At 34.6% G+C, this 14710-nt stretch carries 21 protein-coding genes; 18 read left to right on the forward strand and 3 right to left on the reverse strand.

Features of this window, described 5'->3' with window-relative positions; translation table 11 throughout:
- The 7 genes from ftsY to rplS all read left to right on the forward strand — a co-directional run bounded on the left by ftsY (position 1) and on the right by rplS (position 5266).
- Positions 1–1338, forward strand: coding sequence for a signal recognition particle-docking protein FtsY (ftsY, locus tag EKM77_RS00670; RefSeq protein WP_125591628.1), 1338 nt, complete (start codon positions 1–3; stop codon positions 1336–1338).
- 1 nt (position 1339) lies between these two features.
- Positions 1340–1681: a YlxM family DNA-binding protein gene (gene ylxM, locus EKM77_RS00675; RefSeq protein WP_125591630.1), complete on the forward strand. Its 342-nt coding sequence runs from the start codon at positions 1340–1342 to the stop codon at positions 1679–1681.
- 9 nt (positions 1682–1690) lie between these two features.
- Positions 1691–3127: a signal recognition particle protein gene (ffh, locus tag EKM77_RS00680; protein ID WP_125591632.1), complete on the forward strand. Its 1437-nt coding sequence runs from the start codon at positions 1691–1693 to the stop codon at positions 3125–3127.
- A gap of 86 nt (positions 3128–3213) precedes the next feature.
- Positions 3214–3486 (forward strand): 30S ribosomal protein S16, encoded by a 273-nt coding sequence (gene rpsP / locus EKM77_RS00685; protein WP_025024051.1) that lies wholly within the window; start codon positions 3214–3216, stop codon positions 3484–3486.
- Positions 3487–3553: 67 nt separating this feature from the next.
- Positions 3554–4069, forward strand: coding sequence for a ribosome maturation factor RimM (rimM, locus tag EKM77_RS00690; RefSeq protein WP_125591634.1), 516 nt, complete (start codon positions 3554–3556; stop codon positions 4067–4069).
- A complete protein-coding gene (gene trmD / locus EKM77_RS00695) occupies positions 4069–4815 on the forward strand; it encodes a tRNA (guanosine(37)-N1)-methyltransferase TrmD (protein WP_125591636.1) in 747 nt (248 codons plus the stop codon). The genes rimM and trmD overlap by 1 nt, the downstream gene beginning before the upstream one ends.
- Positions 4816–4912: 97 nt before the next feature.
- Positions 4913–5266, forward strand: a complete 354-nt coding sequence (gene rplS / locus EKM77_RS00700) for a 50S ribosomal protein L19 (protein WP_125591638.1) — start codon at positions 4913–4915, stop codon at positions 5264–5266.
- A gap of 46 nt (positions 5267–5312) precedes the next feature.
- Here rplS and EKM77_RS00705 read toward each other — a convergent pair whose 3' ends face one another.
- Entirely contained in the window at positions 5313–6182 is an 870-nt protein-coding gene (locus tag EKM77_RS00705; RefSeq protein ID WP_125591640.1) for a LysR family transcriptional regulator, read from the reverse strand.
- Between the two features lie 115 nt (positions 6183–6297).
- Here EKM77_RS00705 and EKM77_RS00710 point away from each other — a divergent pair, with 115 nt between their 5' ends.
- Positions 6298–6837, forward strand: a complete 540-nt coding sequence (locus EKM77_RS00710; RefSeq protein ID WP_125591642.1) for a prolyl-tRNA synthetase associated domain-containing protein — start codon at positions 6298–6300, stop codon at positions 6835–6837.
- A 55-nt stretch (positions 6838–6892) separates the two neighbouring features.
- Here the strand turns inward: EKM77_RS00710 and lexA are convergent, their stop codons facing one another.
- Positions 6893–7516 (reverse strand): transcriptional repressor LexA, encoded by a 624-nt coding sequence (lexA, locus tag EKM77_RS00715; RefSeq protein ID WP_125591644.1) that lies wholly within the window; start codon positions 7514–7516, stop codon positions 6893–6895.
- A gap of 91 nt (positions 7517–7607) precedes the next feature.
- On the opposite strand from lexA, the gene EKM77_RS00720 reads away from it, so the two are divergent.
- Together EKM77_RS00720 and EKM77_RS00725 are read left to right on the forward strand one after the other, a co-directional pair.
- Complete coding sequence (locus EKM77_RS00720) at positions 7608–7850, forward strand: DUF896 domain-containing protein (RefSeq protein ID WP_125591646.1); 243 nt, start codon at positions 7608–7610, stop codon at positions 7848–7850.
- Positions 7851–7911: 61 nt separating this feature from the next.
- The gene (locus EKM77_RS00725; protein WP_125591648.1) at positions 7912–8130 is read left to right on the forward strand and encodes a YneF family protein; all 219 of its coding nucleotides are present in this window, start codon (positions 7912–7914) and stop codon (positions 8128–8130) included.
- A 26-nt stretch (positions 8131–8156) separates the two neighbouring features.
- Here the strand turns inward: EKM77_RS00725 and EKM77_RS00730 are convergent, their stop codons facing one another.
- Positions 8157–8783 carry a lysophospholipid acyltransferase family protein gene (locus EKM77_RS00730; protein WP_125591650.1) on the reverse strand — a complete coding sequence of 209 codons (627 nt, stop codon included), beginning with the start codon at positions 8781–8783 and terminating at the stop codon, positions 8157–8159.
- 61 nt (positions 8784–8844) lie between these two features.
- Here EKM77_RS00730 and EKM77_RS00735 point away from each other — a divergent pair, with 61 nt between their 5' ends.
- The 8 genes from EKM77_RS00735 to EKM77_RS00770 all read left to right on the forward strand — a co-directional run bounded on the left by EKM77_RS00735 (position 8845) and on the right by EKM77_RS00770 (position 14695).
- Entirely contained in the window at positions 8845–9567 is a 723-nt protein-coding gene (locus tag EKM77_RS00735; protein WP_125591652.1) for a tRNA1(Val) (adenine(37)-N6)-methyltransferase, read from the forward strand.
- Positions 9557–9838, forward strand: coding sequence for a GIY-YIG nuclease family protein (locus EKM77_RS00740; RefSeq protein ID WP_125591654.1), 282 nt, complete (start codon positions 9557–9559; stop codon positions 9836–9838). Before EKM77_RS00735 ends, EKM77_RS00740 begins: the two co-directional genes overlap by 11 nt.
- Before the next feature lie 123 nt (positions 9839–9961).
- Positions 9962–10744: a 30S ribosomal protein S2 gene (gene rpsB, locus EKM77_RS00745; RefSeq protein ID WP_125591655.1), complete on the forward strand. Its 783-nt coding sequence runs from the start codon at positions 9962–9964 to the stop codon at positions 10742–10744.
- Positions 10745–10810: 66 nt separating this feature from the next.
- Entirely contained in the window at positions 10811–11689 is an 879-nt protein-coding gene (tsf, locus tag EKM77_RS00750) for a translation elongation factor Ts (protein WP_125591657.1), read from the forward strand.
- Between the two features lie 152 nt (positions 11690–11841).
- Positions 11842–12573, forward strand: coding sequence for a UMP kinase (pyrH, locus tag EKM77_RS00755; RefSeq protein ID WP_125591659.1), 732 nt, complete (start codon positions 11842–11844; stop codon positions 12571–12573).
- The gene (frr, locus tag EKM77_RS00760) at positions 12566–13126 is read left to right on the forward strand and encodes a ribosome recycling factor (RefSeq protein ID WP_125591661.1); all 561 of its coding nucleotides are present in this window, start codon (positions 12566–12568) and stop codon (positions 13124–13126) included. The genes pyrH and frr overlap by 8 nt, the downstream gene beginning before the upstream one ends.
- 17 nt (positions 13127–13143) lie before the next feature.
- Positions 13144–13887 (forward strand): isoprenyl transferase, encoded by a 744-nt coding sequence (locus tag EKM77_RS00765; protein ID WP_125591663.1) that lies wholly within the window; start codon positions 13144–13146, stop codon positions 13885–13887.
- 13 nt (positions 13888–13900) lie between these two features.
- Positions 13901–14695 carry a phosphatidate cytidylyltransferase gene (locus EKM77_RS00770; protein WP_125591665.1) on the forward strand — a complete coding sequence of 265 codons (795 nt, stop codon included), beginning with the start codon at positions 13901–13903 and terminating at the stop codon, positions 14693–14695.
- The last annotated feature ends 15 nt before the right edge of the window (positions 14696–14710 follow it).

Genomic DNA, 14710 nt, shown 5'->3' on the forward strand with positions numbered 1-14710 from the left:
ATGGGACTTTTTGATCGAATTAAAAAAGCCTTCACAGGCAAAGATGATGAACCAAAAGAAAATGAAAAAGTTGAAGAGACAAAAGAGGAATCTGCTGAATCTGATATCAAAGATACTTCTGTCAATGAAAATCAGGACCAAACAGATTCTTTAGAATCTCATGAAGATGAGAAACAGGATGCTACTGATTTAGAAAAAGAAAAAGCCGAACCAAAAGAAGCCGTCGAAAAAGAAGTTACTGAAAAAGAAGCTACTAATGAGGAAGCCGAAGAAGAAGTTGTTGAAGAAAAAGAACCAGAACCTGCTGAAAAGCCTGAAACAACAGATGAAGAACCTGATGTACAGCCAGAACAACCAGAAGAAGCTGATTCTGAAGAAGAACCAAAAAAAGACGATGTCAAAGAATACGATGAAGGTTTAAAAAAGAGCCGTAATTCGTTTAGTGCACGTTTTAACCGCTTCTTGGCTAATTTCAGAAGTGTTGATGAGGAATTCTTTGATGATCTAGAAGAATTACTTATTGAATCAGATGTTGGATATGAAACAGCCATGCGTTTATCAGACGAATTGCGTGAAGAAGTTAAGCTAGAAAACGTTAAAAAGCGTTCTGATGTTTCTGATGTCATCGTTAAAAAATTAGTAGATATGTACGATGAAGAAGGAAAAGAAGAAGACAATAGCCTAAAATTTAGTAAAGATAAAACACCAACTGTTTTCTTATTCGTAGGTGTTAACGGAGCTGGTAAAACAACGACTATTGGGAAATTAGCTCATCGTTATCAACAAGAAGGTAAAAAGGTTCTTTTAGCTGCCGGAGATACATTTAGAGCTGGTGCAATTGAGCAACTACAAGTTTGGGGTAAGAGAGTTAATGTTCCAGTTCAAGCAAGTAAAGCTCAGACTGATCCAGCTTCAGTAGTTTTTGATGCAGTTCATCGCGCTGTTGCTGAAGATTTTGATATTTTGTTGGTCGATACTGCCGGCCGTCTTCAAAATAAAGAAGGCTTAATGCGTGAACTAGAAAAGATCAAACGTGTTATAACTCGTGAGCTTCCAGAGGCACCACAAGAAGTTTTACTAGTTCTTGATGGATCTACTGGTCAAAATGCGTTGAGTCAAGCCAAACAATTTAATGAAACCACTGATGTTTCCGGGATAGTTTTAACTAAGATCGATGGAAGTTCACAAGGTGGGATTGTTTTGGCAATTAGAAATGAACTCCACATACCAGTTAAATTAGTTGGTTTAGGTGAACAAATGGATGATTTACGTGATTTTGATCCTGAGAAATTTATCTATGGTTTATTTAAAGAGTTAATTGTCGGTTCTGGTGAATAATATGGAAATTGATGAAACAACAAAAGTAAATTTGTTGTATAATTTTTATCATTCTTTGTTGACGAAAAAACAGAGTGAATATTTAAATTTGTATTATGTTGAGGATTTATCCCTTGGCGAGATATCAGAACAATTAAAAGTGTCAAGACAGGCAGTTTTAGACAACTTGCATCGTTCAGTCAGTTTGTTAGAATCATTTGAGAAAGAGCTTGATTTAATTAAAAAAACTCAAGAAATCGACGATATTTCAAATAAACTAGAAAAAATTGTTTCCAGCAGATATCCAGAGGATAACGAATTAAGTGAATTAGTAAATCGTATTTCAAAAATAAATGAGATGTAGGAGTAAGATATGGCTTTTGAAGGATTAAGTGAACGACTTCAAAAAGTTTTTTCTACACTAAGAGGTAAGGGAAAACTTTCAGAAGACGATGTTCGTAAAGTAATGCGAGAAGTTAGAATGGCTTTACTTGAAGCTGATGTTAACTTTGACGTCGTTAAAGGTTTTGTTAAACAAGTTAGAGAGCGTGCTTTAGGCGCTGAAGTAATGGATAGTTTGAGTCCATCACAACAAGTTATTAAGATCGTTGATGATGAATTAACTAAATTAATGGGTGAAGAGGCTGTTCCATTAAATAAGGCTCCTCACATTCCGACGATTATTATGATGGTCGGTCTTCAAGGTGCTGGTAAAACTACAACAGCCGGTAAGTTAGCAAAATATTTAATTAACAATGATAAAGCTAGACCAATGTTTATTGCAGGAGACGTTTACCGTCCGGCTGCTATTGAACAGTTAAAGACAGTTGCACAACAAGTTGGTGCCCCAGTATATGAAGAAGGTACTGATAAAGACCCGGTTGAAATTGTTAAAAATGGTTTAGCACAGGCGGCTGAAAATAAAAATGATTATGTAATTATTGATACTGCCGGACGATTAGAAATTGACGATAAATTGATGGATGAGTTAGCTAGAATAAAAGAGCTAGCACATCCGAATGAAATTTTGTTTGTTGCCGATTCTATGACTGGTCAAGTTGCAGCTAAAGTCGCACATGGATTTGATGAACAGTTAGATATTACTGGTGTTGTTTTAACTAAGTTAGATGGTGATACCCGTGGTGGTGCTGCATTATCTATTCGTTCAGTAACTGGTAAACCAATCAAGTTCATTGGACAAGGTGAAAAACTTGATCAATTAGACGTTTTCCATCCTGATCGTATGGCCAACCGTATCCTTGGTATGGGTGATATGCTGACTTTGATCGAGAAGGCTCAAACTGATTATGACGAAAAGCAAGCCAAAGATATGGCCGAAAAGATTCGTGAAAATAGTTTTGACTTCAACGATTTCATTGATCAAATGGATCAGATCCAAAAAATGGGACCAATGGACGAATTGATGAAAATGATTCCAGGGATGGCTAATAATCCTGCCATGGCTAATGTCAATATTGGTGAAAAAGATATTGACCATTTAAAGGCAATCGTTTACTCAATGACTCCTAAAGAGCGTGAAGATCCAGATCTATTGAATCCATCAAGACGCCGCCGAATTGCTGGAGGCTCTGGTCAAAGTGTTCAAGAAGTTAACCGAATGATCAAACAATTCAAACAGTCACGTGACATGATGAAGCAGATGAGTAAAGGTAACATGTCTGGTATGGAACAAATGATGGGTGGCGGAATGTCCGGTAAATTGGGCAAGATGGCTATGCACTCAATGGTTAAGAAACAAAAGAAACGTAAAAAGAAGCGTTTAAAGAAAATCAAACGTTTTAAATCATAAAAAAAGAGGTGTAAAGAAAAAAACTTTACACCTCTTTAGTTTTTGTGTATACTAACAAAGTTAAGTATTTAGGAGGAAACAAAAATATGTCAGTTAAGATCAGAATGAAACGTATGGGTAGTAAGTTAAGACCATTTTACAGAATCGTTGTTGCTGATTCACGTGCACCACGTGATGGTCGCTTCATCGAACAAGTTGGTTATTACAACCCAATCACTCAACCAGAAGAAATCAAGTTGGATGATGACAAGATTATGGATTGGTTACAAAAAGGTGCACAACCTTCAGATACAGTTCGTAACTTGCTTAAGACACATGGTATTATGCAAAAGTATCATGAAAGCAAATATTCAAAATAATGAATAATAATGGGATCAGATAAAACTTTGTTTTGTCATGGTCCTATTTATTTATGCGGAGGAATTTATGGCTGATAATTTATATCGGGTCGGAACGATCGTAAATACACATGGTATCAAGGGTGAATTACGGATCATTCCCATTACAGATTTTCCTGAAGAACGATTTAAAAAAGGTGCTAAACTTTTTTTGAAGAAAGCCAATAATTCAAAAGAATTTATTGTTGAATCATCAAGAAAACATAAGAACTTTATTTTGATTAAATTTAAAGGTTACGACAATATTAATGATGTTGAACAATTCGTTAAATCCGAGTTGTTTTCAAATAATGATGTTAAACCAAAACTAAACGATGGTGAATTCTTTTACAGTCAAATTATTGGATTAAAAGTAATTGACGATAAGCTTGGTGAAATTGGTAAAATAAAAGAAATTATGGAATTAGGTCCAAATGATGTTTGGGTCGTTAAAAGTTCTAAATACGATGAAGTTTTAATTCCTTATATTGATGACGTTGTAAAAAAAGTAGATCTCGAAAATGGAGTTATTAAAGTCGAGATCCCGGATGGATTGATAGACTAATGGATATAACAGTATTAAGTATTTTCCCAAAAATGTTTCAAGCATTAAATGAGTCCTTAATTGGTAAAGCACAAGAAAAGGGCTTAGTAAATTTAGATATAGTCGATTTTAGAGATTTTACGACAGATAAGCAAAACCATGTCGATGATGCTCCATATGGTGGGGGAGCAGGGATGCTATTGCAAGCTCAACCCATCTATGATGCTATGGATCACGTGAACAAAGAAAAACCGGGTAAAAAACGAGTTATTTTACTTGATCCAGCTGGAAAAACTTTTAATACCAGTGTTGCTAGAGATTTTGCTAAAGAAGAACAATTAGTATTTATTTGCGGTCACTATGAAGGTTTTGATGAAAGAATAAAGAATCTTGTTACTGATGAAGTCTCGATCGGCGATTATATTTTAACTGGTGGCGAGTTGCCAACTATGAATATGATTGATGCCACATTGAGATTTGTTCCAGGTGTTTTAGGAAATTCTTATTCTGCCGAAGATGAATCATTTTCAAATGGACTTCTAGAATATCCGCAATACTCTCGCCCAGCAGACTTTAGAGGTATGAAAGTACCTGAAGTTCTTACAAGTGGGAATCATGAAAAGATTCGCATTTGGCGCTTAAAGGAAGCCTTGAAAAAGACTTTAGAGAGACGTCCAGATCTTCTTAAAACTACTGAATTGACAGACGAAGAGGAAAAACTGCTTCGTGAAATTCGTTCTGAAAATCAGTTTACAAATGATATTTAATATTGTAATATTGTAAGAGTGTTTTAACACATATTAACGATATTCCGCTGTGTATTAATTAAGATATATAAGAGTGTCGAATTAGGAGAAATTATTTATGAAACCATTAATTCAAGATATTACTAAGGAACAATTACGTTCTGACATTCCTGACTTCCGTCCTGGTGACACTGTTCGTGTCCATGCCAAGGTTGTTGAAGGTTCACGTGAACGTATCCAGTTGTTTGAAGGCGTTGTAATTAAGAGACGTGGAACTGGTGTTAGTGCTACATATACTGTTCGTAAGATGAGTAGCGGTGTTGGTGTTGAAAGAACTTTCCCACTAAACACACCACGTGTTGAAAAAATTGATGTTGTAAGACATGGTCTTGTTCGTCGTAGCAAACTTTACTATCTACGTGATCGTAAAGGTAAGGCTGCACGTATTAAAGAACGTCGTCTTGAAAAATAGATATTTAATTGAAGACATTTCGGTGTCTTCTTTTTTTGTCCAAAAATTACTTATTTCTGTAATCCAAGTAATTCAAGAATTTTTGACTGGCCAAAGATAAGGTATCTTGATCTTTCATAGCAATTACAATTTCTCGATGAAATTGTTGTGAAAGAGGTAAACTAATTATTTTATAAGAAGTTCTTTTTAAAATAAGTTTTGGCAAAATACTGATGCCTAGACCGCTTTCCACCATTGACATCACAGCATAGTCGTCCCAAGTCGTAAATTGAGTATTTGCGACAATATTATATTTTTCAAAGAAAGATGTTATATCTGAATTTTTATTTTTATCTAATAAAATAAAATTGGAATTATTAAAATTGTCGATGTCGAAAACTGCTGAATTAATTGGATAATCTGCTGGTAAAACGGCCATTAATGGATCATCTTCTAAATAAATAGTATCAAATTCATTTAGAGTCGGATTTCTAACAAAACCTAAGTCGACCCTACCATTAACGATCCAATTTTCGATTTCATGGTAGTCGCCCAAAAGAAGTTCGAATTCAATTTTTGGATAATCTTTTTTAAATGCGTTCATAATTTTTGGTAACCAGTGTGTGGCCACACTTGAAAAAGTTCCAATTCTTATCGTTCCTGATTGTAAGCCATGTAATCCATCAACAACTGAATTCAATTTTTGATAATCATCATTAAGGTTTTTAATATATGGATAAAGAAACTTTCCATCAGAAGTTAAAGTTAGTCCGGATTTGTTTCTCTCCAGTAAGGAGATGTTCCATTCTTTTTCTAGATCATTTATCATACGACTTATTCCTGATTGAGAGTAGTTCAATTTTTCGGCAGCCTTAGTAAAACTTCCTAAGTCAATCGTTTCGATTAAGGCAATATATTTCTGTAAATTAGTATCCATTTGTTCATCCTTATATCTGATTTTGTAATGCTATTCATTACATATATTCGCTTTTGTAATGTTAGTCTTGATGTTACGCTAATTAAGAATTGAATCAAGGAAATGAGATGAAAATATGTTCTATATTAGTGAAGTAAAAAATACTATGCCTAGTGAATTTGTGACACCTCTACAAAAAAAGGTTTATCAAACTTTAGATGAATTGAACTTATCATATGAGAGGGTTCATACGGATGAAGCGATAACGATGGATGACTGTACGTCAATAGACAATAAGTTAAATATGAAGATGGTAAAAACTTTATTTTTGTGTAATCAAAAGAAGACCTTGTTCTATTTATTTGTAACAACAGGTGACAAGAAATTTAAATCAAAGGATTTTAGCCATGCTTTAGATGTTTCAAGAGTTTCTTTTGCTCCCAAAGAGTTGATGAATCAAATGCTTGGTACTAAGATAGGCGCTGCTACTATTTACAGTTCTCTATTGGACGAAAATAATGACCTAAAAATTGTTATTGATAAAGACGTAATTAATGAAAAATGGTACGGCTGTTCCGACGGGACTACAACAGGATATATGAAAATCAAAACAGATGATATTTTGAATAAATTGTTGCCAAAAACTCATCATATTCCGGCAATTATTGAAGTTTAGACTAAAAAAGCTCTTATGTTGATCGAATTTCTCGATTTAACATAAGAACTTTTTTTTAGAATATATCGGAACGATAAAGTCCAACTACTTTTCCTAATATTTCAACGTTGTTTAGAATAATGGGGTCCATAGTGTCGTTTTCTGGTTGAAGTCTGTAATGATCCTCTTCTTGATAGAAACGTTTGCAAGTAGCTTCAATATCTTCAGTCATTGCAATTACGATCTCACCATTGTTAGCTGTATTTTGTGAATGGACAATTACAAAATCACCATCAAAGATTCCTATATTGACCATACTTTCTCCGTGAATCTCTAGCATAAATAGTTCGCCGGAATCACGATTTAAATCAGGTGGGATAGGGAAGTATCCATCTGGATTTCTTTCAGCAGTAATTGGTTGTCCAGCAGCAACTGCACCAAGTATTGGAATTTGTTTAGATTTAATTCCGATGGAATTTAATCCAGCAGTAGTCAACTCGATTGCCCTAGGTTTAGTAGGATCACGTTGAATAAAGCCTTTTTTCTCCAATCGTGATAAATGTCCATGTACTGTTGATGTAGATGATAGATCAACGGCTTCACAGATTTCTCTGACTGTTGGAGGATATCCATGATCATCTAAATAATCGTGGATACATTGTAAAATTTGGGATTGTTTAGAAATCTCGACTTTTGACATTAAAACACCTCATTGTTAGTATCTTATTTAGATTGTATCAAAATAGTGATACAAATTCAAACAAGTGTTCGCTACACAGGGGTGTTTATTAATGAAAGAGCAAGAGGAATTAATTGCTAAAATAAATGAACTGGCTCATAAGGCCAAAGCAGGTACGATTACACATGAAGAAGAGAAGCAACAAGCTGCTTTACGTGAAAAGTATTTGGAAAATTTTCGCGCCAGCTTTCGTTCACAAATTGAAATGATGAAAGTGTATGATAAAGAGGGTAAAGAAGTAACTCCTAATAAAGTTAAAGAAATTCAACGTAAAAAGGGATTACGTGACGATTAGTCTTTTAATTTAGTGAATTTTTTTGTAGTATTATTAGTTGTATAGAAAGGGTGAACGATATATGTTGACAATAATTCTTGTCGCAATCATTGCTTTATTAGCAGGATTGGCTGCAGGTTTCTTCATTGCAAGATGGTATATGAAAAAATACTTTGAAGAAAATCCACCAATCAGTCCAGACATGATCAAACAAATGATGGCACAAATGGGACAAAAGCCTTCACAAAAGAAATTGAATCAAGTGATGAGCTCAATGAAAGCCCAACAAAAGAAGAAATAAAAAAACTAGACAATGTCTAGTTTTTTTTATTTCTTCTTTTTGACCGGAACATACGTGAAATCTGGATCGATTTCATTATCGACTTTCTTCCAGCTACTTTCCATGTCAGCATTTACTTTTTCAGTTTGCTCATCATCAAGTTTTGCTTTAAAATCAAAGTCGATTTCTGGTCCAATTCCAATTGTTATTTGTTGATGCTTTAACAAACCGGAAAATTTCAATGGTCCTTGATAAACAAAAGGTACTAAAGGCGCTTTTGATAACTTTGCAATCAATGATGCACCGCCCTTTAAATCTTCTGAGTATCTTGTTCCTGATGGAAACATGATCAAGACTTGACCTTTTTTTTTCAAAGCTTTTACAGGCGTTTTGATAACTGATGGTCCAGGATGCTTACGATCAACTGGAAAAGCATGTGAATGGTTTAAGATAAAACGAATGATCGGATTTTTAAATAATTCTTTTTTTGCCATAAATGTTGCTTCTCTGGGTGCAATCACGAGTGCAAAGAAAACTGGCTCCCACCAAGTTCTATGGGGTGCCACAATGATGTATGGTCCGTTTGGCAGGTTTTCTTTACCGACAACGTTATATTTACCGTTTAAAATGAAAACCAACCCTTTAACTAAAGCTCGGATAAATTTATAAAACATAAAATTATCATTCTCCCTAAAATTAATTTACTTAAATAAAATACCATAAAGCAGGTGTACAATGTCCAATTTGTCTCAAGATATAATTTCAAACAGTGGAGTTCGAATATTCCAAGACAAAGAACTTTATTCTTTTAATTTAGATACCATTCTACTCTATAACTTTGCAAAACCGGTAAATAAAGGTACAGTAGTTGACCTTTGTTCTGGAAATGGAGCAATTGGTTTATCGTTGACCGCCAAAACTAAAGCTAAGATCTATTTAGTGGAATTACAAAGTGTTTTATCGGATTTGGCAAAAAAAGGCATCGACGAAAATGGATTAGGTGATCAAGTTAGTCTTATCAATGATGATATTAAAAATATTCAAAATTATATATCTCACGATACAGTTGATACGATAGTATGTAATCCACCATACTTTCCAATCAATGAAAATTCTCGAATTAAAGATAATCCGGTGTTAGCTGTTGCTAGGCATGAGCTTAAAACAAATTTATCAGAAATTTTGTATACTTCAAAAGTCTTACTAAAAGAGAATTCACATTTGTTTTTAGTTTATCGACCGGAACGTATGACAGAAATGATTAATGAAATGTCAAAAAACAAATTGAAACCTAGCAGGATCAAATTTATACGCTCTTCTGCAAATAAGGATGCTAACTTGATGCTGGTAGACGCCGTTAAAACGGTCAAAGAAACGTCTTTGAATGTTGAACCTGATTTAGTCATGTACAAAGATGATAGTTTAACTAAGGAGGCAAAAAAGATTATTGAAGGATAATTATTATGTCTATATTCTATTGTGTGCTGATAAAACATTTTATATTGGAACTAGTAATAATGTAGAAAAAAGAGTCCAGACACATAATTCTGGAAAAGGTGCGAAATATACAAAAACTAGAAGACCAGTGCAATTACTATATACTGAAACTTTGCCGGATAAGTCGTCAGCTTTGAAAAGAGAAATCGAGTTAAAAAAATTTACTCGTGCCAAAAAAGAAAAATTATTATCCGATGCAGGGATAAATTGGCGTAACCACTTGATTAAATAGTTTTTTTTCTATATAATATTTGCTTGTATTGAATACACACACTTAACGATTCTGTTGACGGTGCGCGATTGCGTATCAATGGAACACGACTTAAGTGGAGGTAAAAACCAGGAGGAATTTTTTATGTCAGTTATTTCTATGAAACAACTACTTGAAGCCGGTGTACATTTTGGACACCAAACAAGACGTTGGAACCCTAAGATGAAGCCATTTATCTTTACACAAAGAAATGGTATTTACATCATTGATTTACAAAAAACAGTTCGCATGATCGACGATGCTTACAATTACATGAAGGCAGTTGCCGGTGATGATGGTATCTTCTTGTTTGTTGGTACAAAGAAACAAGCTCAAGACGCTATCGAAGAAGAAGCAAAACGTGCAGGTCAATATTACGTTAACCATCGTTGGTTAGGTGGTACTTTGACTAACTGGAATACAATCCAAAAACGTATTAAGAGATTAAAGGATCTTAAGACAATGGCAGAAGATGGAACATTCGAACGCCTACCTAAGAAAGAAGTTGCCTTACTAACAAAACAACAAGCTAAGTTGGAGAAGTTCCTTGGTGGTATTGAAGATATGCCAAGAATTCCTGATGTTATGTTTATTGTTGATCCACATAAAGAAAACATTGCTGTTAACGAAGCTAAGAAGCTTAATATTCCTATCGTTGCTATGGTCGATACAAATACAGACCCTGACGATATCGATGTTATTATTCCTTCAAACGATGACGCTATCCGTGCCGTTCGTTTGATCGTTTCTAAGATGGCTGATGCTATCGTTGAAGGTCGTCAAGGTGAAGACGATATTTCAAGTGATGATTTTAATAAAGACCAACCTCAAGATGATAAATCTATTGAAAATGTAGCTGAATCATCAGATAATGGTAATGAAAAATAAAAATTAATAACTGTGAATAGAGTCATCTGAATAAGATGGCTTTATTTTACGACTGGAGGATAATTGATGGCTAAAATAACTGCTGCTCAAGTTAAAGAATTACGTGATAAAACAAGTGTTGGTATGATGGACGCTAAAAAGGCTTTGGTTGCTACTGATGGTGACATGCAAAAAGCTATTGACGAATTACGTGAAAAAGGTATTGCTAAGGCTGCTAAGAAAAATGATCGTATCGCTGCCGAAGGTTTAGCTGAAATTGTTATTTCTGGTAACAAAGCTGCTATCTACGAAGTTAACTCAGAAACTGACTTTGTTTCTTCAAATGATAAGTTCAAGACTCTTGTTGCAAATATTGGTAAAGCTCTTGTTGAGAATGAACCAAAATCAATGGATGAAGCTTTGGCAATCAAGACAAGTGATGGGGAAACGATCAATGACGCTATTACTGGTTTAACAGCTGTTATTGGTGAAAAGATCACTTTGAGACGCTTCCATATCGTTGAAAAGAACGATTCACAAGTATTTGGCTCATACTTACACAATGGTGGCTTAATTGCTGCTCTAACACTTCTTAATGGTTCCGATGAGGAAGCTGCTAAGGATGTTGCTATGCACGTTGCTGCTATCAATCCAACATATCTTAATCGTGATGCTGTACCTGCTGATGTTTTGGAACATGAAAAGAAAATTTTCACTGAAGAAACAAAAGCTGAAGGTAAGCCTGAAAAGATCATTCCTAGAATCGTTGAAGGACGCTTAAACAAATATCTATCAGAAATTAGTTTGGCTGACCAAGAATTTGTTAAGGATTCAGACATGACTGTTCAACAATATGTTGAATCAAAGAAGAGTTCATTGGTATCATTTGTTCGCTTTGAAGTCGGTGAAGGAATCGAAAAGGCTGAAGATAACTTTGTTGATGAAGTTATGAATCAAATTAAGTAATTATTTTTTTGAGAGGGGATCGCTTAATTCTTATGAATTAAACGGTCTTTTCTTGTATAATCAGCTTTTTTTTAATTAAAAATAGTGATTAATATAATTTAGCTTAATTGATTATGTTAAAATGTTTAGTAGCAAATTTAAAGGAGAGAACTATGCCTGATATCAAGTATAAAAGAATAATTTTAAAAGTTTCTGGTGAGGCCTTAGCAGGAGAAAAGGGATTTGGAATCAATCCACCTGTTATTAAACAAATTGCTGAACAAATCAAGAGTATCCACGAATTAGGTGTCGAGATTGCTATTGTTTGTGGTGGCGGTAACATTTGGCGAGGAGAAACTGGTGCCGAAATGGGTATGGATCGTGCTCAAGCCGATTACATGGGTATGATGGCCACAGTTATGAATGGTTTGGCATTGCAAGATGGATTAGAACAATTGCATGTCCCTACACGAGTACAAACATCAATTGAAATGCGTCAAGTTGCAGAACCATACATTAGAAGAAGAGCTATTAGACATCTCGAAAAGGGACGTGTAGTGATCTTTGCTGGTGGCACTGGTAATCCATATTTCTCAACTGATACTACTTCAGTATTGCGTGCAGCTGAAATTGAAGCTGATGTCATTTTAATGGCTAAGAACAATGTTGATGGTGTTTATTCAGCTGATCCTAAGAAAGACCCTAATGCTAAGAAATATGATGAATTGTCACAACTTGATATTATTAATAAGAATTTAGGTGTAATGGATTCAACCGCTTCATCATTGTCAATGGACAATAATATTCCATTGATCGTTTTTAATTTGAACAAACCTGAAAACATTAAACGTGTTATTCAAGGTGAAAATATAGGAACAATTATAAAGGGTGGTAATGATGACTGATAATATAGCTATTTCAAAAGCAAAAGAAAATATGACAAAATCAATTGAAGTTTTAAATAGAGAGCTTGCCAATATTCGTGCTGGTAAAGCAAATGCTTCAATTTTGAATAATATTAAAGTATTTTATTACGGTACAGAAGTTCCATTAAATCAAGTTGCTTCAATCAATATTCCAGAAGCACGTGTTTTGTTGGTTACTCCATATGATAAGACAGCTTTAGATGATATTGAACATGCTATTAATGCATCTGATCTTGGATTGAATCCTGCAAATGATGGAAATGTTATTCGTTTAGTTATTCCACAATTAACAGGTGAACGTAGACAAGAAATTGCTAAGCAAGTTGGTAAGGAAGCTGAAGAAACACGTATTGCCGTTAGAAATGTCAGAAGAGACGCAATGGATGATATCAAGAAACAACAAAAGAATGGCGACATTACTGAAGATGGATTACACGATCTAGAAGATCAAATTCAAAAGGTTACTGATAAAGCCGTTGCAGATATCAATGATCTTGCTGAAGCTAAAGAAAAGGAAATTACTGAAGGGTAACCTTCAGTTTATTATTTATGGCAGATCTAAATAATAGTAAACAAAATTCTGATTTGAGGGTTCCAAAGCATATTGCAATCATTATGGATGGTAATGGACGTTGGGCTAAGCGTTTAGGTCAACCAAGAATTGCTGGACATAAAGAGGGCATGAATAATGTCAAACGTATTGCGATCGCCGCAAATAATCTTGGAGTAAATGTTTTGAGTCTGTATGCGTTCTCGACTGAGAATTGGACTCGACCAAGTAAAGAAGTTAATTTTTTAATGCGTCTACCGGTAGATTTTTTCGGTACCTTTATGCCTGATCTTATTGAAGAAAATATCCAGGTCATGGTAACAGGCTTTACGGACAAACTCCCTTCTAAAACAAAGAAAGCTGTTTTGGATGCGGTTGAAGATACTAAGCAAAATACTGGAATGATTCTTAACTTTGCCTTTAACTATGGAGGAAGAGCTGAAATCGTTAATGCTGCTAAAATGCTAGCAATCAAAGTTAAAAATGGAGAAATCAGTCCGGATGAGATTGATGATCCTTTATTTGAGGAGCAGTTGCTCACTAATCCATTGGGTGATTTAGCAGATCCAGATTTGTTGATCAGAACTAGTGGAGAAGAACGTATTTCAAATTTCATGTTATGGCAAATGGCATATTCTGAAATGGTTTTTGATAAAACATATTGGCCAGATTTTACTTCTGACGATCTAGTTAATGATATTAAGATTTTTAATGACAGAGACAGAAGATTCGGGTCTGTTTAACTGGGGGAATATTATGAAACAACGTGTAATTACGGCAGTGATAGCACTAGCAATTTTTATCCCAATTTTATACTTTGGGGGAATTTGGCTAGAAGTTGCCGCTGCGGTATTAGCAGCAATTGGTGTATTTGAAATTTATATCATGAGAAAAAGAATTATTGTTTCGATTGATTTTGTTCTTACGATTTTGGGTACATTGGCTTTAGCGGTACCGATCAATTTCTATCGTGGCTGGTCTCCAAAGGGCTTTTCAAGACTAGATATTTTTTACGTTTTCGCTGTACTTTTGATGATAGTTACAGTTCTGACTAAAAATAAATTCAATTTTGAAGATGCAGCGGTTTCGGTAATTTCAATGATTTATATTGGAACAGGTTTTCATTATTTGGCATCTGTCAGAAACTCTAGCGGCGGACTTGGACTTTTAATGTTTGCGCTGATAGTTGTCTGGTCAACGGATATCTTTGCGTATACATTCGGAAGAAAGATTGGAAAGCATAAGCTATGGCCTGCTATAAGTCCCAATAAAACTTGGGAAGGTACGATTGCCGGAATTATTTCAGCCTTGGTTTTATCAGGAATTTACATGTACTTTGTTCCACAAAAGTATTCAATGGTTTCAATGCTGATAATTGCCTTGATCCTATCTGCATTTGGACAAATGGGTGACTTGATCGAGTCAGCTTATAAGAGATATTACAAAGTGAAAGATTCCGGAAATATTTTACCAGGACATGGTGGAATTTTAGATAGATTTGACAGTATGTTGATCGTATTGCCACTATTACATGTTTTTGGTTTAGTTTAAAGGTTCGTGGAGGTT

The organism is Companilactobacillus baiquanensis, assembly GCF_003946605.1.
Classification (GTDB): domain Bacteria; phylum Bacillota; class Bacilli; order Lactobacillales; family Lactobacillaceae; genus Companilactobacillus; species Companilactobacillus baiquanensis.